A 20,901-nucleotide genomic window follows, 5' to 3' on the forward strand; every position below is an offset into this window, starting at 1 on the left:
GAAGGCGCCGTGGTACGTCGTGGTCTCTTGCCGGAGCAACAAGTCGACGAGTTCGACGAACTCCGCGAACCGGGCCACCCGCTCCCCCGCAGACCAGGTGATCCCGCCCGCGGCAGCACCTGCCGAGGGATCGCCGACGCCCAACGCGACCTCGACCCGACCACCCGTCAATCGATCCACGGTCATGGCGGCCTTGGCCAGGGTCACCGGATGCCGGAAGTACAGGCTCGAGACCAGCGTGCCGACCCTGATGCGGGTCGTCGCTCCACCCATCAGGGTCAACGTCGCGGGGCCGTCGTACATCATGTGCGTCGGTCGATCGGGCTCCACGACGGTGTCGCAGTTCCACACCACCTCGAACCCGCGTTGCTCCGCCTCGAGCCACCGCTCCCGGAGCGTCTCCAGCGGGAGGTTCTGGTACTGGTAGGCACAGAAGCGCAGCCCGGACATCGATGGCCCCGTATTCGTAGCCCTGCATGGCTTATCTGCCCATCGTCCGGCTCGTCATATCGAGCGTCAAGGCGCTTGCCGGCGCACAGAACGGGCCCCGGTCGGCGGTGACGTCGACCAGGGCCCGTGCTGTTGCGATCCGACTTTCTTAGTTGTCGCCGTCCGCCGACGGGAGGTAGGCGCCCGGCACCTGGTTCGGCGAGTAGATCTTGTGCTCACCCGGGTAGGGCTTCGACCACCCGTGCGTCTCGTACCACGTGAGGTGGTTCATCTGCGTGGGATCGGCGTAGTCGGGTGTAGCGCTCGTTCCGGTCAGACGCTGGTGCGTCTTCCATTCCTGCCACTGCGCCGCGACCTGCTTCTGGCTCGCGGGCACCGTGGTCGACGGCTCGGCCGCGGCATCCTTCGCCGGGACGTTGTCCAGACCGCAGGACGGCGCGCCGCCGGTCAGACCCAACGTCAGCGAGGTCTGGTTCGGCACGGCGTTGAACGGCGCGTCGTTCGGCTTCTGGGTGAACGCCGCCGTCATCGGAGTGGCCGCGGTGTCCTTCTGGTTCATCGGGTGGATCCCGAGGATCTGCTCGATGGTGCGGATCATCATGATCTGCGAGTAGTAGTGGTTGTCGACAACACCGTGCTGGGCCCAGGGGCTGATGATCTGGATCGGAGCGCGATGGCCGTCGACGTGGTCGAGGCCGGCCTGGCTGTCGTCCTCGACGACGAAGATTGCCGAATCCTTCCAATACTTGCTGTGCGAGATTTTGTCGACGATCTTGCCGGTCGCGAGGTCGTTGTCGGCAACCTGGGCCGTCGGGTTCAGCGGGCCGCCCGTGTGGTCACTCGACAGCCAGAACATGTTCAGGTTGGCCGGCCCGTTCTTCTCGAAGTCCTGCTTCCAGATCTCGTACCGGTACTGATCCGGGATCGAGGTGTCGAACTTCGGGAAGCCGTGCACGGACACGTCGTTGAGCGACGGGATCGGTGAGGACGACACCAGCGGGTACTCAGTGGGCTGACCGGTCGCGTCCATGGTCTTGGCGTCGCAGTAGAGGTTCTGCCAGGTCGCGCCGGCCGGCTTGGTCAGGAACTGCTGGAACTCGCCGAAGTCGCGCACGGTCTTGCCAGCCGCCTGGGCGCCGGACCAGATGAATCCGGAGGCCTGGTGGCCGAGAGCGTCGTCCTCGGTGTCGTAACTGCGCAGGTACTCACCGGCCGAGGATTCGGTGTACTCCGGGTTGTCGGCCTGCATCAGCCAGTTGTGGCCCTCGGCGGAGTTGGTGCCGACGTCATAGGTGTTGTCGTAGAGCCCGAACTGCTTGGCCAACGCGTGCTGGTTCGGGGTGACCTTCTCACCGAACTGGGCAAGCGCCGGGTCGCCGTTGCCGCTTGTGATGTCGCCGTAGTCCTGGTCGTAGGTGCGGTTCTCCTTGACGATCAGGAAGACGTGTTTGATCGTCGAGGGCTCTCCGATCCGCTGCGGAACCGGTACGGCTTTCGCCTTGCTCTTGCCCTTGGTGAACAGGACCGAGTCTGTGGTCCAGCCGTTCTGCTGGAAGACCGTGGCGGTGTCAGCCTTGATCACGTTGTCGCTCGGTAGCGTGAATTTCTGCAGGCTCGACGTCGTGTCATGGGTGCCGTGCCCGGCAGCGGTCGTGGGACGGCGGGCGTCGATCCCGCGGGTGTTCGCGATCAGCACATTCTTGCCGGAGGCCGTAATCCCGTCCGGGAAGTAGTCCGTCGGCAGCAGACCGACATAGCTGACCGGCTCCTGCGGCTTGCTGTAACGGTAGACGGCGACGGCGTTGGCCCGGCCGAGCGCCACCAACAAGTGGCCGTCGCTGGTGAGGGTGATCCCGTCCGGTTCGTAACCCACCTTGGCCTCCGGCCAGGGCTGGGTGGAGATGGACTGGACGACCTTGTCGTTGGCGGTGGCGATGACGGAGACCGTGTTGCTGTTGGTGTTGGCGACGAACACCGCGCCGTTCTTGGCGTATAGGGCGGTCGGGTGCAGGCCGACCTCGATGCTCTTGGCCGCCGCGGTCGGGCGCGCCAGGTTGATGACGCTGACCGTGCCGGTGGTCGTGGAACCGGTGACCGGGTTGGCCGGCACCTGGGTGTTGTACGAGTTCATCGTGGTTTCGCCGGGCTTCGCCGGACGCCCGCCCTCGTTGGTGACGTAGATCTTGTCGCCGACCCGGACGATGTCGCGCGGGGCGGTCCCGACGGCCCAGCTCTGCTGGATGTCGCCGGTCCCCGCGTTGATCGCGATCACGCGGTTCTGGCCGTTGACGGCCGAGTACACGGTGGAGCCGTCGGCGGAGAACACGGCCTGCGCCGACAATGCGTGCTTAGGCCCGTCCGCCGGTATCGAGACAGTGGTCGGGTTACTGAGGGTGCCGTCGGAGTTCACCGTGAACTTGGTGTAGCCGTCGGTCCGCGGCATCCACAGCGTCTTACCGTCAGGCGAGTACGACGGACCCTCCTGGCCGACGTCGCTGCCGGTGATCTTCAGGTTGTCCGCCGCGTTGTTCCCGACGAGCTGCTGAACCTTCCAGCTCTTGAGATCCACGATGGTGAGCGCGGAGTCTCCATCGGTGGTCAGCGCTGCGAGGTGGCTCCCGTCCGGGCTGACCGAGGAAGCCATGATCTTGCCATCGTTGACGACGAGGTGAGTGCCGATCGACTTGAGGTACTGGTCGCTGGATATGACCTCGCCCTTGTCGGTGGTCTGGCCGACCTGGTCGGTGCCGAACTCTTGCGTCGAGGCAAGGCCGACGCCGGAACCGACGGCGACGAGTGCGCAACCGCCGGCGACGGCCGTTGCCATGCGGATCCGACGGCCGCGGCGTGGACCGAGAAGTTTGGAACGGACCCTCTCGTCACGCCGATAGTTGCGTGTTACCTGCATCAGTCATCCTTTCGCGGTGGGGAGCAGGTCGACGTCGGCGTCGAACTGCCAGAGAGGGTTCGGTTCGTCCCCGGTCGGGGTCCGTACCTGGAAGTAGCCGTTGACGTCCTTCGGTCCGTCCCCGTCGGCGACGAACCGTCCGTCCGGCTTGACGTCAAGCTGGTAGATGGCGGACCCAGTGGCTCCCGCGACGTGCGGAAGATGCCAGCTGACGACGCAACGCCAGTCGTTGCCCGGCCCGGTGGGCGCGACCAAGCCGTCGCCCTTGTTGCACGTCGCGCGAGCCGCCAGCTGCGCCTCGGTGACGTCGGGACGGTGAAGCTGCCTGGCCTGCAGACGGTAGAGGTGGGCGAACGCTGTGGCGACCGACCGCTGCACCTTGCCCTGCTCAATTCCGGCGCTCGTACCTGCGGTCGAAGCGGCAATGATCGCGATCGTGATGCCGAGGAGTCCGACCAGCGGGAGTACTCCGACGGTGATCTCGCGGCGCCCCGGGCCGTTGTGGGTGCCGCTGGTGAAATCACGGCGTACGAACAGCAGGTAGGCCAGCGTTGTCGCGGCGACGGCCCACACCAGGCTGACCCCGATGCCGATCAGTAAAGGACCCACCTGGACCGGGCTGGTGAACAGGCCGTACCAGGCGATGAAGGCGTAGCCGGGCAGTGCGAGCCGTACCGCGACGGGCAGCGGCAGCAACTGCGCAAGCTGCATCGCCAGGGCGAAGAAGGCCGGCAGCAGAAGCCCCATCGGGGAACGCCGCAGCGCGATGGAGCCGAGTAGGCCGATCGCACCGAGGGCCAGCGTCGGAGCGAGGACGCAGACCCAGGCGAGCAGGACCCGCCCGACGGCGTCCGCCGGGGCCAGCAGGTGGCCGTCGAGGCCGACCAGGGGTTGGTTGCCGATCGCCGCGACCCCGCCCACCGCGCTGGAAACCGCCAGCCCGGCAACGAGCAGCAGGATGACGCTGAGGCTGGCAAATCCCTTGGCGACGAAGATCCGTCGAGACGACCGCACCGCCACCAATAGGTGGCGCCAGGTGCCGAGCCGATCCTCGGTGGCGAACACGTCGCCGGCGACCACCGAGGTCACCAGCGGGAGCGTCCAGGTACCGGAAAACCCGAGCATCACCAGCGCCCCGGCCCAGCCTGTGGCGTGCATCCAGCGACCAAAGAAGGTGTCAGCTGGTAGGGATGTCTGCTGGCTCACCAGTGCGACGAAGACTGCCGGCGCGAGCCAGCAGGCCAGGATCAACAAGCGTATGCGCCATTGGGAGAGCAGCTTGACGAGCTCGAAGCGGTAGCCGCGCGACACCGGGACCCGGCGGGCACCAGCTGCTCGGGCGTCGGTGACGGTGGCGGTCATCGGCTGACCTCTTCCTGCTCTGTCAGAGCGAGGAAGGCCGCCTCGAGCGGAGACACCACGGGCGCGAGCTCGCGCACCGCGACGCCGGCGTGCACGAGCCGCGCCACCAGTTCGTCGAGGGCCGGTACCGCCGCGCGTATCACGAGGAATCCGGCCCGCCGCTCCGCGGCATCGCGGCCATCGACGATGCGGAGGCCGGGCGTGCTGAGAGTCAGTCGGCAGGCGGCGTCCGGGTCGGAGGTGAGGAGCCGGTAGTCGAGTTCGCCGTTCTCGGCGGACAGCTTGCTCAGCGGACCGGAGAAGACGACCCGTCCGGTCGACAGAATGGTGACCTCGGAGCACAGTGCCTCGAGGTCGTCCATCCGGTGGCTGGACACCACGACGGCGGTCCCGTCCGCCGCGAGCCGGGTGAGCACACCGTGAACGTGCTTCTTGCCGGCGGGGTCGAGACCGTTGGACGGCTCGTCGAGCACCAGTAGCCGCGGCTTGGTCAGGAGCGCTGCGGCCAGCCCGAGCCGCTGGCGCATGCCGAGGGAGAAAGCGCGCACCCGGTCGTTGGCGACATCGGCGAGCCCGACCTGACCGAGCACCTCGTCAATACCGGCTGTGCGCGCCTCATGGCCGCGGAGAGCGGCCAGCGCGGCGAGGTTCTGCCTCGCGGTGAGGTAGGGGTAGAGGCCCGGCCCGTCGACGAAGCCGGTGACTCCGTCGGGAACCGTCAGCGCCCGCCCGACCGGCATTCCCAGAAGCTCGACCCGGCCCTCGTCGGGGACGGCCAGACCCAGCAGCAGGCCGAGCAACGTCGTCTTCCCGGCGCCGTTCGGCCCGACCAGGCCATGGATCTGCCCCTGTGCCACGTCGAGATCGATGCAGTCGAGCGCGACGACATTGCCGAAACACTTCGTGATCCCGCGGGCCCGGACTGCCGCCGCTGTCGCCATACTCCTCCTTTCGACCATTTGGGAACATAGGGAAGGCACATGACTCTGACAAGGGCGGCGTTTGAACGTATATCGAACGGAAGATGGCCAGCGTCTGCGAGCCGGACGAGGCCAGCGGCGCTATTCATGCGGAGTTCATGTTCGGTGGCCACCCCGACCGGGTAACTCTCTCCTACGGGCTTTGGCAATAGGCCCGAGGAGGTAGGTCGCCATGGCTACGCCATTGGCCAAGACACCATTCACCCTTGCCTTGCCGAGCGGGCCGTACGCACCGGGCCGCGCGCGTGACTTCGTCCGGGACAGCTCGGCCTTCCGCACCCAGTCCTCGCGTGACTCGGCGGTGCTGATGGTCTCCGAGCTGGTCACCAATGCCGTGCTCCATGGCCGGCCGCCGATCGTTCTGACGGTCGAGCGGGTGTGGTCGGGCGTTCAGATCAGCGTCGCCGATGATCATCCCGATGAACCTGTGCTGGGGCCACCATCGCGCACAGCCGTGGTCGGCCGGGGGATGCCGGTCATCGACGCCCTCGCCGCCTCGTGGGGCGTACGCCGCCGCCCGATCGGCAAGTCCATCTGGATCCGTGTCGCCGACGACGAGGCAGACCCGACAACTGCATGACGTCGGTGCGGAGGCGCCGACGGTGGTGGAATGAACGGGTGACTCTCTCTGACGCCGACGTTGCGGCGCTGGCTCGCGAGGCGGTCGACCGACGCAGCGTCGACCTGGACATCGACATCGTCCCCTCGGATCCGGTCGATCCATACCGTTGGGGCGTGGCGGCCTGGACCGTCTCCGCAGGTGGGGCGACCAGTTACATCACGGCCGAGATGACCGCCGAGGCAGCGCTAGCCAAACTGATCGCCGATCTCGTCCCGGCCTGAGGCCAACCAAGGAGCACGCCATGTCCACGATTCGCCTCCATATGTCGACCACCGCCACGCCCGAGCAGTTCGTCGCCGGGCTCACCGACTTCGGCCCGGGTCGCTCGAAGCTCTTCGGCAACAGCACCGACGAATACCTCAAGGTGCATGACCAGAGCCCCGGCCACGCCGACGTCACGGAGGGCTCGCGCGGCGTCTGGGAACGCCTTGACTACGACTGGTCCGACCCCCACCGCGTCACCATGACGACCACCGACTCCAACCTGTGGGGAGGCGCCTCGGGGCACACCTACACCATCACGCAGCAGGCCAACGGGGCGACCGACGTGGATGTCGTCGTCGTGCGCGAGGGTAAGACAGTCAAGGGACGGGCGCTCGGGTTCTTGGTCGGGATCTTCGGTAAGCGCATCTTGGGAAAGGAGTTGGGAAATACCATCAAGGCCATCGAGGCCCGCGATGCCGGAGTGGAGGAATCATGACAGAGCCCACAGACCGGATCGACTACGCCAATCTCCCCGCGCCCGACGAGGGCATTGTGGTGACGTTGTTCATCACGGTCCGCGAGGTCGCGCGGTCCCGGGACTTCTACTCGCGCATCCTGGGCGGCACTGTCGTCCTGCCCGAGAATCCGTGCATGGTCAAACTGTCCAATTCGTGGATCATCATGAACCCCGGCGGGCCGCCCACTCCCGACAAGCCAGGTATCTCGGTGGTCGACTACCAGCCCGGCGATACGACCTCGATCTTCCTCAACCTGCGGGTCGCCGACATCCAGGCCTGCTACGAGGAGTGGAAGGCCAAGGGCGCCGAATTCGTCACGCCACCGATCGACCGCGGCGCAGAGACCCGCTGCTACATACGGGATCCGGACGGATACCTCATCGAGGTCGGCCAGTCCACCGGACTGCTGCACGGCAAGCTCGCCGAGAAGCGCCCGGAGGACCTCCCCGGCTGATGGTCGTAGCGCTGTTCAGCTGAGCAGGCGGAGGGCGTAGTAGGCCAGAAAATGCTCAACCCCGTAGACGCTGTCGGTGCTCTGTAGGAGCGGGGCGTGGGTGTGTCCGCGTGTCGCGCTGAGCATGGCGACGATCCGATCATCGTCGGCGGGGACGGCCAGCGCGAGGCGTTGCCAGCACCAGGCGCGGTGCAGATTGAGCCCGTGCAGATGGGCGATCAACCCGTCGGACGGATCGGTCACGGTCGCCGGTGTGAAAAGGGCGGCCTCGGCCGCCAGCGCCGGGGCGGTCAAATGCTCGTTGAGCGTGCGACGGATCTCGGCGCCCGGTACGAGGTCGGGATGGCATCGCAGGAGGCGCACCAGCACCCAGAACATCTCCACACAGGAATGCCAGTCCAGACTGCCGTAGAAGGACGGGTGCAGCCGCCGCGGTGTAGGGATGTGCTCGCCCTCGATTTGCCAGTGAAACTCGCAACGCGGGTACTCGCGTACGACGTTCGCCAACGCGACCCCGGCCAGGTCACCGGCGCCGGCCGTCAGCAGCTGACGGCGTTCGTCATCCCAGCCCGCAGCGCTCACCGGGACAGAATCTCACGTGAGTCGTTCTGCTCCGGCCCGAGCGTCGGTCGCCCCATCGGCCTGCGGAGTCGTATCGGGGTCGCGCAGGGTGGCCAGCACGACGCTGCCGTCCACCGTCTCCTCGACAAGCAGGAGATCCGCGAGGCGATCGAGCGCCGCACGGTGGGTCTGAAGCAACGTGAGCGCGGTCTGCTCGGCTTCTCGAACCAGGCGCGCGACCTCCTGGTCGATGACGCGCTGCGTGCCCTCGGAGTAGGGATGGCCGAGTATCTCTTGCCCGGAGCCCGCGGAAGCTGATGGATCGGAGTAACTCACGGGGCCGAGCTGCGTGGAGAGGCCGAACTCGACGACCATTCGGGTAGCGAGTTGGGTAGCTCCGAGAAGGTCGTTGGCAGCGCCGGTCGAGCCCTGCCCGAGCACGATCAGCTCGGCCGCGCGACCACCCAACTTCACTGCTAGCGCGTCTGTCAGGTAGTTCTCGGTATACAGGTGGCGCTCGGCCTCGGGTAGCTGCTCGGTGACGCCGAGAGCCATGCCTGCCGGGAGAATGGTCACTTTGGCCACGGGGTCGGCATTCGGTGACAGCGCCGCGACCATCGCATGACCGGCTTCGTGCACCGCCACGGATCTCCGTTCCTCGGGCAGCAAGGCGTTGGATGCGTCGCGTCGGCCGAGCAGCGCCCGGTCGCGGGCCGCATCCAGGTCGGCCGCGCTTATCACGGCACGGTTGGCCCGGACGGCGTTGATGGCCGCTTCGTTGAGCAGGTTGGCCAGATCGGCGCCGGAAAATCCGGGCGTCGCCCGGGCAACGCGGTCGAGATCGACGTCGGGCGCGAGCTGCTTGTCGCGGGCATGGACCGCCAGGATCGCGGCTCGCTCCCGCTGGGTCGGAAGGGGCACCACGACCTGCCGGTCGAAGCGACCCGGCCGGAGCAGAGCAGAGTCGAGCGTCTCGGGCCGGTTGGTGGCGGCGAGCACGACGACATCGGCCTCGTCGTCGAATCCGTCCATCTCGCCCAGCAGCTGGTTGAGCGTCTGCTCGCGCTCGTCGTTGCCACCGAAACTGCCGCGACCGCCGCGCCGGCCACCGATCGAATCGATCTCGTCGATGAAGATGATCGACGGCGCGCGCTTGCGTGCCTCGGCGAACAGGTCCCGCACTCGAGATGCCCCGACGCCGACAAAGAGTTCGACGAAGCCTGACCCGGTGATCGAGAGGAAGGGGACATCGGCCTCGCCCGCGACCGCGCGGGCCAGCAACGTCTTACCGGTTCCCGGCGGACCCACCATGAGCACCCCGCGCGGGCCGACCGCGCCGACCTTTGTGTATCTGTCCGGAGCACGGAGGAAGTCGACGACTTCGGTGATCTCCTCCTTCGCGCCCTCGTATCCGGCGACATCGGCGAAGCGGGTCTTCGGGCGCTCTACGTCGGAGATCTTCGCGCGTGAGCGACCGACGCCGCCGATCCCCCCGGCAAACGAACGACGAGCGGCGCGACCGGACCAGACGAACAGTCCGAGGATGAGCAGCAGCGGCAGGAAACTGAGCAGGATGCCGAGCACGGAAGAGTCGCTCTTCTGTGTGCCGGTGATCTTCACGTGGTGGGTGAGCAACGCACTCTGCAGATCGTTCGTCCCGGTCGTCAGACTCGTCGGAATCTGGCTGGTGAACTGCTTACCGCCGCTCAGCGTTCCGGTGACGGCGCCGTGATTGTCGATGGTGACCGAGGTGACATGGTTGGCGTTCACACGGTCGAGAAGATTGCTGTAGGTGAGCTCTTGCGGTGTGGTGCCGCGGGACATGGCCGGTATCAACAGCAGCAACGCCGTGATGAACAACCCGATCGGCAGCAGCCAACGGCGCCACCCCGGCGGTGGGGGCGGAGCGGGCTTCGGTGGGGTGTCGCGTGGTGCGCCCGGTGTTGCAGAGCGGCTCATGATGACGCACCCCTCGCCCCGACGTGACTCTCAGCGGCGCGGCTCGGAGGCGCCCCCTGGGAACGGAGCGTATACCGGAGCATGGTTGCATTCCCCCTTCTTGCCGGAGAGGGCCCACGTGTACAGCGGACGCTCGGTCACGCCTCCACGGCGGCGAGTGATCAGGGCTGGCGGTCGCCGTTGCACCTCCGTTGCCGTTGACACGGCCGCCCAGCCTCGGCACGATCGATGCACGGCGTTGCCGACGCCCAGCCTCCTGAGGACCTGCCCCAGCCGAGCCCTCGAGAAGGCGAAGGGAATCCTGCTCTCAAGGCTGCTGCCATCCAGGCCTGCTTCGAGTGCCGCTTCGCTGGGGGAATGGGGCACGTCGAGGAGGCTTGTCATGACCAAAGAGGGCAGTTTCAAGCGCGCAGTGCGTCAGCGGGCACAAGCGACCGGATTGCGGTACACCGAGGCCCGCGCCGCGCTGGAGAAGGGCCGCACGTCGCCGTTTGCTCGGACTCGCCCCGTCGAGTTCGCGGAACTGAGAGCGCACCTCGAGACGCGATACGGCATTAGCATCACCTCGATCGCGCCCATCGACGACGACCCGGAGACGCGGCCACGCGGGTCCTGGGTCGGCCACTACCCCTGGACGCTGGTCGTCAAGCGAGAGGACGGCTCGCCCTGGATCGCTCGAGTCTTCTCGTCGGCAGCGGACACGGTCGGCCGCGTCGAGGGCGATGCGGAGATCCTGCGGTTCCTGGCCTTACAGGGCTTCCCCGCCGAACGGCCCGCGCACGACAGTCCCGTGTCGGTGCTCGAGGGCAGCGGCGTGATCGTGACCGAGTACGTCGAGGGCGGACGCCCGACCCAGTCGCCGGCGGTGCTCCACGAGCTGGCGAGCCTGCTCGGCCGCCTGCACAAACTGCCGGCGGCCGGTGGTGCGGTCGCGCGGGACGGAGGGTCGGAGGAGCACGACGGCGCCTACTTCGCGGGACGACCGAAGCAGGATCTCGCGGCGGCGATGAGCTTTCTGGTGAGCGTCGAGGACGCCGTCGCTCCCGAGGGTCGCGAGATGTTCGAGTGGCTCCGCGACAAGGTCGAGCACGCCGACGACGCGGAAGGCCTGCCCGAGGCGTTCACCCACGGGAACTACCACGCATGGGCGGCCGTCGGCAGTCCGGGCAACCTCGCCATCGTCGGCTGGGCAGGGTCCGGGCGCGGACCCCGCCTGCCCGCCCTCGCCTGGCTGCTGACGACCGCCGGGGAGGGCGATGGGGAGGGTATCGACGCTGCCGCGCGCGGGTATCGCGAGCACGTTCAGCTCACCGGTGAGGAGTTCGAGCGGCTGCCCGGCGTACTGGCCATGCGACCGCTGTGGCTGGCGTGCCTCGACTACCGGCAGTCGGCGCGCAACGGGCTCACCCCGACGATGGACGAGGGGTGGATCGGCTGGCTCGCGCGCCCCGAGCACGCCGAACGACTAGCTGCCCGGGCGATCGCGTCGTTGCAAGGCTGAGTCGCGCGCTGCTCGCGCTCTGCGTCGCAGCCATCTACTACGCACGTGGACGCAAGCGGTAAACAGGCTGGTGTCATACGGACTAGCCGACGCCCTCATCAGAGGTGAACAACCGTGCCAGCATGCGGTCTTGACTGTCCACAGCACTGAGATGGGTCGCCGCGACATGTGAGAGCCAGACGGCCGCGCGCTTATAGGCGTAAAGCAACTCGCCGTCCTGCGGGTGCCCTGCCTCGTCCCAAGCGTCCGCCGCCACATGAAAGTCGGCCTCCGCCTGATCGAGATGCTCACGAGCCCGACGCACTTGCCAGCGCTGCGCCTCGACTCTGCTTAGGTAAGCCTCTGATGCGCTCATGTGTGGCCTCCGTTCAATCGCGCCGTCTGGATGCGGGTCCGAAGCGAAACTCCCAGGTTGCTAGGCAGCGATCGCCGCGGCGGCTCGACCGGGTCCAAGTGCGGACTCGGCGCGGACTGGGCCGCGCGGGAAGTCCGCGGGTTGCACTCTGTAGGCGTGTGACCATGCCGCTGACCTGCGAAACAACGAGTGGGGCGGGTGGGGCTCGAACCCACGACCGACGGATTATGAGTCCGCTGCTCTGACCGGCTGAGCTACCGCCCCTTGGTCTGTCCGGGTGGCCGGCTCGGGATGCTCCCCCGGTTGGACTCGAACCAACAACCCTGCGATTAACAGTCGCATGCTCTGCCAATTGAGCTACGGGGGAAAGACGCACGGCCGCAACCGCAACGGCTCCGTAGACTACCTCACGGCCTGCCCCGACCCTACGACGGCCGAGCCGATCTTCACTACGCTGGCCCCGCCGGCACTACGATCGGTGGACCGAAGACGACCAAGGGGCCGACCATGCGGAAAGTGATGTTCTTCGTCGGTTTTGCCGCCGGGTACGTGTTGGGCGCCCGGGCGGGCCGCCAGCGTTACGAGGCGATCACCCGGGCGGCGGCACGGGTCAAGGGCAGCCAGACCGCGCAGAGCGCCGCCGGGGTGCTGCGCGCCCAGGCCGGCTCGGTCGCCGAGGAGGCCCGCCGCCGCATCCCCGTACCCGGCCGTTCGGGCCAGGGACCGAGCCATCCGGGCGGCAACGGCCAGACCCCGACCGCGGGCTGACACCACGGACCGGGGCGTCCCTCAGGGCCGCTCCGGCACCCAGGACCAGCAGGTGCGGATGTGCTCCCGCATCGCCCGCGCCGTCCCGGCCGGATCGCGTCGGGCGATCTGCCGGTGGATCTCGTGGTGGCCGGCATGCGCGACGTCGAGGTTGACGCTCCTGGGCATGGCGTGGGTCCACGGGTGGTCGCCGAACTGCATGTGCCGGACGATCGACGTGATGATCGCGCGACCGACGACGTTGCCGGACGCCTCCATGATCAGACAGTGGAAGCCCTGCTCGATCCTGCGGTAGTCGGCGGGGTGTTCGTAGGCCTCGTCCATCAGCACGATGATCGATCTCAACTCGCGCAACTGGTCGTCGGTGATCCGCTGCGCGGCGAGCGCGGCCATCGCCGACTCCAATGCCGCCCGTACGTCGACCAGGTCGCCGAGCACGGAGAAGCCGGTGTCGTGCCCGAGCAGCGCGCCGAGCACCTGGTCGTCGAGAACGTCCCACGACTCGACGCCCAGCACGGATGTCCCCTTGCCCTGCTGGATCCGCGCGAGGCCTCTCTCCTCGATCCCCTTGAGCGCCTCCCGCACCACCGTGCGGCTCACGCCGAATTCGGCGGCCAGTTCGGGCTCCGGCGGCAGGACCGAACCCGCCGGGAATTCCCCGCCCGCGATCCGGTCGATCAGCACGGAGACCACCGCCGAGCCGAGCCGGGCCGGCCGCTCGATGTGGTAGCGCGGCGGCGGCACGGCGGCGGAATCCTGCTCCGCTGCGGTCGTTTTCGCCATCGCGGCCCCCCATGGGTGGGTTCGGGTCGGCACACTGTACCGGAGGTCATACGTCTGATGTAGAGCTGAATTCCGTCGATCTGATCAGCGCGGCCACACCTGATCGGCCAGCCGCAACAACCGCCCGTCGGCGAGTACGGCGTCGGCGTCGGCGCCCGATCCGAGCCTGCGGTAATGGCTTGGCGGGATCCGGTACGCGGCCGAGAACCGCCGGCTGAAGTGGTACTGGTCGGCGAAGCCGCAGGCGTCGGCGATCACGGTGATCGGATAGTTGCTGCGCAGCAGCATCGACGCCGCGCGGGCCAGTCGCAGCCGTTCGAACGCGGTCACCGGACCCACGCCGTACTGCCGCCGGAAGCTCCGGGCGAGGTAGCCGGTGGAGACGGATGCGGCAGCCGCCAACTCGCCCAGCGAGACCTGCCGCAGCCGCCCGTCGCCCCACACCGTCCGGACGTGGTCGACGACGGCGCCGAGCGCCGCCGACAGCGGCGGATCCGGCTCCGGCAGCGGACCGTCGACGTAGGTCGCGAGCAGCAGGCCCAGGACGTCGTCCACCCGACGCTGCCAGCCGCCCGGCGCCCGGCTGCCGAGCCAGAGCAGGTAGGCGAGCAGCCCGGGCAGCGGCCCGTCGGGGTCGGCGCGGCGGGACACCGGCCAGCCGGTCGGGTCTGCGTCGGCGTCGACCCGGAAATGGACGTAGGCGTGCCGGCAGGGGCCGGCCGGATCCCACGCGTAGCGGTCCCGTGTACCCGGACCCACCAGCAGCAGGACGCCCGGCCGCAGCGACACCGAACGGCCGTCGTCGGCGTTCCAGGTCGCCGCGCCGCGCAGCATCCAGACGAACTCGAAGTCGTCGAGGCGCCGCGGCCCGAACGTCGCGCCCGCCGGATACTCCGCGACGGCCGGCCGACGGGCGGCGACCTGGGGGTACGCGGCCGGTCCGGAGGTCATGATCAGACATCTTTGCGCACCGTCGGTCCATTGCCCAGGGGCCGCCGCCGAGGCATGGTCGACGGCAGTGACCCGCCGATCCCGAGGGATGCGATGACCACGACCACGCCGACCACCGTCGGCTCCCCCGACCACACGCTCGCGCAGAACTACGCCGACAACGGTTACGTCGTTCTCGAGCAGGCACTGTCGCAGGCCGAGATCGACGAGATCCTGGCCGAGACGGTGCGGATCTGCCGTGGGGAGCTCGGCGCGATCTCCGGCTCGGAGCCGGCCCGCCCGGGCGAGTCCGACGACGACGTCCTGCGCCGGCACCTGTGCGTGCACTTCCCGCACAAGGTCTCCCCGGTGATGCACGACGCGCTGTCGCACCCGGTGATCGTCGACGCCCTGACGCAGGTCATCGGGCCGAACGTCAAGGCGATGCAGTCGATGCTCTTCATCAAGTCCGAGGGCAAGCCCGGCCAGGCCTGGCACCAGGACGAGTACTTCATCCCCAGCCGCGACCGCTCGATCACCGCCGCGTGGATCGCGCTGGACGACGCGACGATCGAGAACGGCTGCCTGTGGGTGCTGCCCGGCTCACACCGCCCCGGCATCATCTACCCCGACCGGGAGCACGACGACCCGCGCTACGACTGCTCGATCATGTCCTACGACTTTCCCTACAGCGACGAGGACGCCGTACCGGTGGAGATGAAGGCCGGCTCGGCCCTGATCTTCAACGGCTACCTGCTGCACAAGTCGATGCCCAACAGCGGCCGGCACGGCTACCGGCGGGCGTTGGCCAACCACTACATGAGCGCTGAGTCGCTGCTGCCCTGGGCGCGTCCGCCGCAGGACATCCACATGGCCAAAGCCGACTACCGCGACGTCGTGCTCGTCGCCGGCCGCGATCCCTACGCCTACAAGGGCGTCGACGACGTCAAGCGTCCGCACCTGCGCAAGGACCGGGACGGCGGCTGCGACCGCTGAGGTCGCAGCCCCCGATCCGGACTCAGCCGAGGAGCTTGCGCAGGAAACCCAGTCGGGCCTCCGCCTGGAACATCGCGCCGCCCTCGTGGCCGTTGAACCACCACTCGCGGATGTCCTTCGGCCCCGCGTAGTGGTTGTAGGCCGCGTAGACGGTGGACGGCGGGCAGATCTCGTCCATCATCCCGACCGAGAAGAGGCTGGCCGCGTTGGCGCGCGCCGCGAAGTTGACGCCGTCGAAGTAGGACAGCGTGCGGAACACCTGATCGGTGCGCTGTGGGTGCTTGGCGCAGAAGCGCACGATCTCTTCGTACGGCGCCTTGTCGGTGATCTCGCTGGCCCGGCGGTAGTGACACAGGAACGGCACATCGGGCAGCGCGCCGAGCACGTCGGGCACCAGCCCCGCCGCGGCGAGCGTCAGCCCGCCGCCCTGGCTGCCGCCGGCGACCACGATCTTGCCCGGGTCGACCGCGGGGTGTGACCGGGCGGCCTCTACGGCGCGGGCGGCGTCGCTCATCAGCCGCCGGTAGTAGTAGGTCTCGGGGTCGAGGACGCCGTCGGTCATGAAGCCGGCGACATGCGGGCTGCCGGGCTGCGCGTGGGCGTCGCCGGTGTCGCCGCCCTGCCCGCGGGTGTCCATGACGAAGTTCGCGTAGCCGGCGGCGCTGTAGAGCAGGTGGTCGTAGACGAGCCCGCGCCCGCCGCTGTAGCCGATGTACTCCACCACGCAGGGCAGAGGCTCGGTCCGGTGCCTCGGCAGGATGAGCCAGCCGCGCACCGGCTCGCCATTCCAGCCCGCGAAGGTCACGTCGAAGGTGTCCACCGTGCTCAGCTCACCGTCGTACGGCGTGAACTGCGCGGCCAGCGGATGGCTCCGCACCTGCTCCAAGGTGCGTTGCCAGAAGGCGTCGAAGTCGCTCGGCTCGGTGCGGTCCGGATGGTAGGCGCGCAGTTTCTCCGGGGTCATGTCGAACAACGGCATCTCGGTCTCCTCGGGTGGGCGGTCAGATCACTTCGAGTACGTCGGCATCGGGCAGTTCGCTGTACGGCGTGTGCGGCTCGGCCTGATACCAGTACGCGGTCGAGGCGATGTCGTCCTGCAGCGGCAGATACCGCCGGCCCTGCCGCCAGCCCAGTGCCTGCACGGTGACCCGCAGGTCGGTCGCGAACCGGATCGGGTCGGGCACATGCCAGCGGTACATGCCGAACCGCTGTTGCGAGCGGTAGATCCCGTCGTCGCCGGCTCCGATCACCTGCGGCAGCCCCAGGTACGGCGTCGAGAAGATGCCGTACTGGCCGATCGGGTGCTCGAAGTCCCACGCCCCGCCGAAGTAGTCCTCGGTGCCGGTACCGCAGATCGTCGGGAACTCCTCGTCCCCGTCGAGGAAGAACTTCACCTCGCCCTCGCCCCACCAGCCGGTGGAGTTGGACTGCCACGCGAGGTAGGTCCCGACGTAGTGGCCGCGGCCGTGCACCCCGTCCAGGATCGTGTGCACCTCGCCGGTCGGCACCGGATTGCTCCGCCGCCACTGCGCATGCAGATAGGCGGCGTCGTCCGGCACCTCGGCGAGGGAGTAGTCGACCTGGTAGTACAGCGACGAGCTGTCCTCCTCCCAGATGTTCTCGACCGTGATCCGCGCGGACCCGCGGAAGGGCATCGGCCAGTAGGAGTTGAACCCGCCGCGCGGGTTGACCGCGATCGGCTGGGAGGAGACGTTGCACGGCTCCGCCCAGCCGTTGCAGAAGAAGTCGCCCAGCGGCACGGCGATGCTCGGCGTCTCCTCGCCGTCCCAGTAGACCCGCAGCAGCAGCCGCCGCCACCACCGCGGGTCGATGGTCATCCAGATGTGCTGGATGGCGCCGGGTCCGTCGATCTCGGCCAGGGTGATCACCTGTCCGGCAGGCACCACCGTGAACGGCGAGATCTTCCAACCCTGGCCGAGATCGCGCGCGGCCGCCCTGGCCGGACCGTCGGTGGACATGCCGCCGCGGCCCTTCTCCCCACGCGGGTTCTCCGCGCTGATCGAGCGGGTCCGCGCGTCGACGAGCCGGCTGATGCCGGACAGATCGGTGAACGGCAGCATCAACAGGCCTTTCGGTAGTGGTGACGGGCGGGTAGGGCGAGGATCAGTCGCCGGAGGAGAAGGCGGCGTCGAAGGCAGCCGCCGGCTTGTCGAAGGCGAGCTTGCGCAGGAACTCCAGCGACTCCGGCGCGCCGAGCTCGCGGTCCATGCCGGCGTCCTCCCACTCGACCGAGATGGGGCCGTCGTACTCGATCGCGTTGAGCATCCGGAAGCACGCCTCCCAGGGGACGTCGCCGTGCCCGACCGAGACGAAGTCCCAGCCACGACGCGGATCGGCCCAGGGCAGGTGCGAGGAGAGCCGCCCGTTGCGGCCGTTGAGCTGCTTCTTCGACTCCTTGCAGTCCACGTGGTAGATGCGGTCGCGGAAGTCCCAGAGGAAGCCGACCGGGTCGAGGTCCTGCCACATGAAGTGGCTGGGGTCGAAGTTGAGCCCGAACGCCGGCCGGTGCCCGATCGCCTCGAGGGTGCGGACGGTGGTCCAGTAGTCGTAGGCGATCTCGCTGGGGTGCACCTCGTGCGCGAACCGCACGCCGACCTCGTCGAAGACATCGAGGATCGGGTTCCACCGGTCGGCGAAGTCCTGGTAGCCGCGCTCGATCATCGCGTCCGGGGTGGGCGGGAACATCGCCACCGTGTACCAGATCGAGGAGCCGGTGAAGCCGATCACGGTCTTCACGCCGAACTTCGCCGCCGCCCGGGCGGTGTCCTTGATCTCCTGGGCGGCCCGCTGCCGCACGCCCTCCGGCTCGCCGTCACCCCAGATGCGGGCCGGCAGGATGTCCTTGTGCCGCTCGTCGATCGGGTTGTCGCAGACGGCCTGTCCGACGAGGTGGCAGGAGATCGCCCAGCAGTCCAGCCCGTACTTCTTCAGCATGGCCCGCTTGTCGTCGACGTAGTTGTCGTCGGCGAGCGCCTTGTCGACCTCGAAATGGTCGCCCCAGCAGGCGATTTCGAGTCCCTCATAACCCCAGGACGAGGCCAGCTGGCAGACCTTCTCGAAGGGCAGGTCGGCCCACTGGCCGGTGAACAACGTGAACGGTCGAGGCATCGAATTTCTCCTTTACGTCAGCGGACGCCGAACAGGTGGTCAAGGGCGAGCTGGTCGAGCCGCTCGTAGTGCATGCCGCGCTCGCCGGCCTTCTCGACGTCGAACGACGTGTCGTCGCGCAGCGCGGCGAGCGACTCCCCCTTGTCCAGGGTGGAATCCTTCAGGGCGGTGACGCGCGAGGCGGCCAGTGCCTCGGCGACCTCGGGGTCGGCCCGGAAGGCCGCCGCCCGGTCGGCGAGGATCAGGTAGGTACGCATGCACGCCGCGGCCGACTCCCACACACCCGAGATGTCCTCGGTGCGCGGCGGCTTGAAGTCGAAGTGCCGCGGGCCGGTGTACCCGCCGGTCTCGAGCAGGTCGACCAGGAAGAACGCGCTCTTCACGTCGGCCGCGCCGAAGCGCAGGTCCTGGTCGTACTTCATCCCGTGCTGACCGTTGAGGTCGATGTGGAAGAGCTTGCCCGACCACAACGCCTCCCCGACGCTGTGTACGACGTTGAGCCCGGCCATCGTCTCGTGCCCGACCTCCGGGTTGACGCCGACCATCTCCGGGTGGTCGAGCTGCTCGATGAAGGCGAGCACGTGGCCGACCGTCGGCAGGAAAATGTCGCCGCGCGGCTCGTTGGGCTTCGGCTCCAGGGCGAGCCGCATGTCGTAGCCCTGCTCGCGGATGTACGCACAGAGGGCGTTGATCGCCTCCCGGTAGCGGTCGTACGCCGCGAGCACGTCGGTCGCGGCGTCGCTCTCCGAGCCCTCCCGGCCGCCCCAGCAGACGTAGGTCTTGGCGCCGAGCTCGGCCGCGAGGTCGATGTTGCGCAGCGTCTTGCCGATCGAGTAGCGCCGGATGTCGCGGTCGTTGGCGGTGAAGGCGCCGTCCTTGAAGACCGGGTGGAAGAACAGGTTGGTCGTCAGCATCGGCGTCGTCATGCCGGTTTCATCCAGCGCCTTGCGGAACCGCGTGATGCACTTCTGGCGTTCGGCGTCGGTGGCGCCGAACGGGATCAGGTCGTTGTCGTGGAACGTCACCCCGGCGGCACCGAGCTCGGCCAGCCGGTTGACCGACTCGACCGGGTCGAGCGGCGGCCGCACGGCCGTGCCGAACGGGTCGACGCCCTGCCAGCCGACGGTCCACAGTCCGAAGGTGAACCGGTCGGCCTTGGTCGGTTGGTAGTCACTCATCGAGGTTCAGCTCCCAGGTGTCGGAGTCGTGGTCTTCGAGGTCAGGCTCATACGTCGTCGACGGCCGTCCAGACCGAGTCGGCCGATGCGCTCCGGCCGACCGCGTCGAGCACGAGTTGCACCCGAAGGCCGTCGACGAAGCTGGGCTCCGGGTCGGTGCCCTCGCCGACCGCGGCGAGGAAGTCGCGCATCTCGTGGGTGAAGCTGTGCTCGTAGCCGATGATGTGGCCCGGCGGCCACCAGGCGGCGAGGTAGGGGTGGGTCGGCTCGGTGACCAGGATGCGGCGGAAGCCGGCCTCGGCCGGGTCGAGGCTCGCGTCGTAGAACTCCAACTCGTTCAGCCGCTCGAGGTCGAAGACGACCGAACCGCCGTCGCCGTTGATCTCCAGCCGCAGGCCGTTCTTGCGGCCCTGCGCGAAGCGGGTCGCCTCGAAGGTCGCGACCGCACCGCCACCGAGGCGGGCGAGGAAGAGCGCGGCGTCATCGACGGTGACCTGCCCGCGGGCGTCGGCGGATCCGGTCGCCGCCAGCCCGCCGCTCACCGATTCCGGCAGCGGCCGCTCACCGATGAAGGTTTCGGTCAACGCCGAGACCCCGGTGATGTGCTGCCCGGTCACGTACTGCGTCATGTCGACGATGTGCGCACCCAGGTCGCCGAGCGCGCCGGAACCGGCCTGGTCGGCCTGCAGCCGCCAGGTCAGGGGAAAGTCGGGATCGATGATCCAGTCCTGCAGGTACGCCGCCCGCACGTGCCGGATCGTGCCGAGCCGGCCGTCGGCGACCAGCTGCCGCATGAAGGCCACCGCGGGCACCCGGCGGTAGTTGAAGCCGACCATCGACCGCACGCCCTGGGCCTGCGCCCGCGTCGCGGCCTCCACCATCGCGCGCGCCTCCGGCACGGTGTTGGCCAGCGGCTTCTCGCACACCACGTGCTTGCCCGCGTCGAGCGCGGCGATCGAGATCTCGGCGTGGCTCGAGCCCGGCGTACACACGTCTACCAGGCCGACGTCGTCGCGTTTGAGCAACGCCCGCCAGTCGGTCTCCGTCGACGCCCAGCCCATCGTCTTCGCCGCGGTCTGCACCGCCTCGCGATTGCGGCCGCAGATCGCGGTCATGTCGGCCTCGACCGGCAGGTCGAAGAACCGGTTGACGGTGCGCCAGGCCTGCGAGTGCACGGCTCCCATGAACGAATAGCCGACCAGGCCTACTCCGAGACGCATGTGCGGGCTCCTCACTGTCGTTG

General features: G+C 68.3%; 21 protein-coding genes and 2 tRNA genes. 7 read left to right on the plus strand and 16 right to left on the minus strand.

The window, feature by feature from the left end:
• The 4 genes from VGH85_08170 to VGH85_08185 form a co-directional block, all read right to left on the minus strand.
• The coding region (locus tag VGH85_08170; GenBank protein ID HEY2173773.1) for an LLM class flavin-dependent oxidoreductase at positions 1-450 on the minus strand (450 nt) is incomplete at its 3' end.
• A gap of 148 nt (positions 451-598) precedes the next feature.
• Positions 599-3,277, minus strand: a complete 2,679-nt coding sequence (locus tag VGH85_08175; protein HEY2173774.1) for a phosphoesterase — start codon at positions 3,275-3,277, stop codon at positions 599-601.
• Between the two features lie 84 nt (positions 3,278-3,361).
• Positions 3,362-4,720 carry an ABC transporter permease gene (locus VGH85_08180; protein HEY2173775.1) on the minus strand — a complete coding sequence of 453 codons (1,359 nt, stop codon included), beginning with the start codon at positions 4,718-4,720 and terminating at the stop codon, positions 3,362-3,364.
• Positions 4,717-5,661, minus strand: coding sequence for an ABC transporter ATP-binding protein (locus VGH85_08185; protein ID HEY2173776.1), 945 nt, complete (start codon positions 5,659-5,661; stop codon positions 4,717-4,719). The genes VGH85_08180 and VGH85_08185 overlap by 4 nt, the downstream gene beginning before the upstream one ends.
• Positions 5,662-5,872: 211 nt before the next feature.
• Between VGH85_08185 and VGH85_08190 the strand changes: the two genes are divergently transcribed.
• From VGH85_08190 to VGH85_08205, 4 genes are read left to right on the plus strand one after another with little or no spacing between them, the layout of a single operon-like run.
• Positions 5,873-6,280, plus strand: a complete 408-nt coding sequence (locus tag VGH85_08190) for an ATP-binding protein (GenBank protein ID HEY2173777.1) — start codon at positions 5,873-5,875, stop codon at positions 6,278-6,280.
• A gap of 38 nt (positions 6,281-6,318) precedes the next feature.
• Positions 6,319-6,543 (plus strand): hypothetical protein, encoded by a 225-nt coding sequence (locus VGH85_08195; protein HEY2173778.1) that lies wholly within the window; start codon positions 6,319-6,321, stop codon positions 6,541-6,543.
• Positions 6,544-6,563: 20 nt separating this feature from the next.
• Positions 6,564-7,022: a hypothetical protein gene (locus tag VGH85_08200; protein ID HEY2173779.1), complete on the plus strand. Its 459-nt coding sequence runs from the start codon at positions 6,564-6,566 to the stop codon at positions 7,020-7,022.
• Positions 7,019-7,498: a VOC family protein gene (locus VGH85_08205; protein HEY2173780.1), complete on the plus strand. Its 480-nt coding sequence runs from the start codon at positions 7,019-7,021 to the stop codon at positions 7,496-7,498. The genes VGH85_08200 and VGH85_08205 overlap by 4 nt, the downstream gene beginning before the upstream one ends.
• A gap of 15 nt (positions 7,499-7,513) precedes the next feature.
• Here the strand turns inward: VGH85_08205 and VGH85_08210 are convergent, their stop codons facing one another.
• Positions 7,514-8,080, minus strand: a complete 567-nt coding sequence (locus tag VGH85_08210) for a DUF2891 family protein (protein ID HEY2173781.1) — start codon at positions 8,078-8,080, stop codon at positions 7,514-7,516.
• Positions 8,081-8,092: 12 nt separating this feature from the next.
• On the minus strand, positions 8,093-10,018 hold the full coding sequence (gene ftsH / locus VGH85_08215; protein ID HEY2173782.1) for an ATP-dependent zinc metalloprotease FtsH: 1,926 nt from the start codon (positions 10,016-10,018) through the stop codon (positions 8,093-8,095).
• Positions 10,019-10,400: 382 nt separating this feature from the next.
• On the opposite strand from ftsH, the gene VGH85_08220 reads away from it, so the two are divergent.
• Positions 10,401-11,519 carry a phosphotransferase gene (locus VGH85_08220; protein ID HEY2173783.1) on the plus strand — a complete coding sequence of 373 codons (1,119 nt, stop codon included), beginning with the start codon at positions 10,401-10,403 and terminating at the stop codon, positions 11,517-11,519.
• Between the two features lie 82 nt (positions 11,520-11,601).
• Here VGH85_08220 and VGH85_08225 read toward each other — a convergent pair whose 3' ends face one another.
• The 3 genes from VGH85_08225 to VGH85_08235 all read right to left on the minus strand — a co-directional run bounded on the left by VGH85_08225 (position 11,602) and on the right by VGH85_08235 (position 12,241).
• A complete protein-coding gene (locus VGH85_08225) occupies positions 11,602-11,874 on the minus strand; it encodes a hypothetical protein (protein ID HEY2173784.1) in 273 nt (90 codons plus the stop codon).
• Positions 11,875-12,064: 190 nt separating this feature from the next.
• Positions 12,065-12,138, minus strand: a tRNA-Ile gene (locus VGH85_08230).
• A 30-nt stretch (positions 12,139-12,168) separates the two neighbouring features.
• A tRNA-Asn gene (locus VGH85_08235) sits at positions 12,169-12,241 on the minus strand.
• Positions 12,242-12,381: 140 nt separating this feature from the next.
• Here VGH85_08235 and VGH85_08240 point away from each other — a divergent pair.
• A complete protein-coding gene (locus VGH85_08240) occupies positions 12,382-12,642 on the plus strand; it encodes a hypothetical protein (protein ID HEY2173785.1) in 261 nt (86 codons plus the stop codon).
• Positions 12,643-12,663: 21 nt separating this feature from the next.
• On the opposite strand, the gene VGH85_08245 is transcribed toward VGH85_08240, so the two are convergent.
• Positions 12,664-13,425, minus strand: coding sequence for a FadR/GntR family transcriptional regulator (locus VGH85_08245; protein HEY2173786.1), 762 nt, complete (start codon positions 13,423-13,425; stop codon positions 12,664-12,666).
• 84 nt (positions 13,426-13,509) lie between these two features.
• Positions 13,510-14,376, minus strand: a complete 867-nt coding sequence (locus VGH85_08250; GenBank protein HEY2173787.1) for a helix-turn-helix domain-containing protein — start codon at positions 14,374-14,376, stop codon at positions 13,510-13,512.
• 93 nt (positions 14,377-14,469) lie between these two features.
• Between VGH85_08250 and VGH85_08255 the strand changes: the two genes are divergently transcribed.
• Positions 14,470-15,351, plus strand: coding sequence for a phytanoyl-CoA dioxygenase family protein (locus VGH85_08255; GenBank protein ID HEY2173788.1), 882 nt, complete (start codon positions 14,470-14,472; stop codon positions 15,349-15,351).
• A 22-nt stretch (positions 15,352-15,373) separates the two neighbouring features.
• Here VGH85_08255 and VGH85_08260 read toward each other — a convergent pair whose 3' ends face one another.
• From VGH85_08260 to VGH85_08280, 5 genes are read right to left on the minus strand one after another with little or no spacing between them, the layout of a single operon-like run.
• Complete coding sequence (locus VGH85_08260; protein HEY2173789.1) at positions 15,374-16,330, minus strand: acetylxylan esterase; 957 nt, start codon at positions 16,328-16,330, stop codon at positions 15,374-15,376.
• A gap of 22 nt (positions 16,331-16,352) precedes the next feature.
• On the minus strand, positions 16,353-17,432 hold the full coding sequence (locus tag VGH85_08265; protein ID HEY2173790.1) for a glycoside hydrolase family 172 protein: 1,080 nt from the start codon (positions 17,430-17,432) through the stop codon (positions 16,353-16,355).
• A 43-nt stretch (positions 17,433-17,475) separates the two neighbouring features.
• Entirely contained in the window at positions 17,476-18,480 is a 1,005-nt protein-coding gene (locus VGH85_08270) for a sugar phosphate isomerase/epimerase family protein (protein ID HEY2173791.1), read from the minus strand.
• Positions 18,481-18,497: 17 nt separating this feature from the next.
• Positions 18,498-19,658: a xylose isomerase gene (gene xylA / locus VGH85_08275; GenBank protein HEY2173792.1), complete on the minus strand. Its 1,161-nt coding sequence runs from the start codon at positions 19,656-19,658 to the stop codon at positions 18,498-18,500.
• Between the two features lie 47 nt (positions 19,659-19,705).
• Positions 19,706-20,878, minus strand: a complete 1,173-nt coding sequence (locus tag VGH85_08280) for a Gfo/Idh/MocA family oxidoreductase (GenBank protein HEY2173793.1) — start codon at positions 20,876-20,878, stop codon at positions 19,706-19,708.
• Positions 20,879-20,901: the final 23 nt, after the last annotated feature.

It is taken from the genome of Mycobacteriales bacterium (assembly GCA_036497565.1).
Taxonomy (GTDB): domain Bacteria; phylum Actinomycetota; class Actinomycetes; order Mycobacteriales; family QHCD01; genus DASXJE01.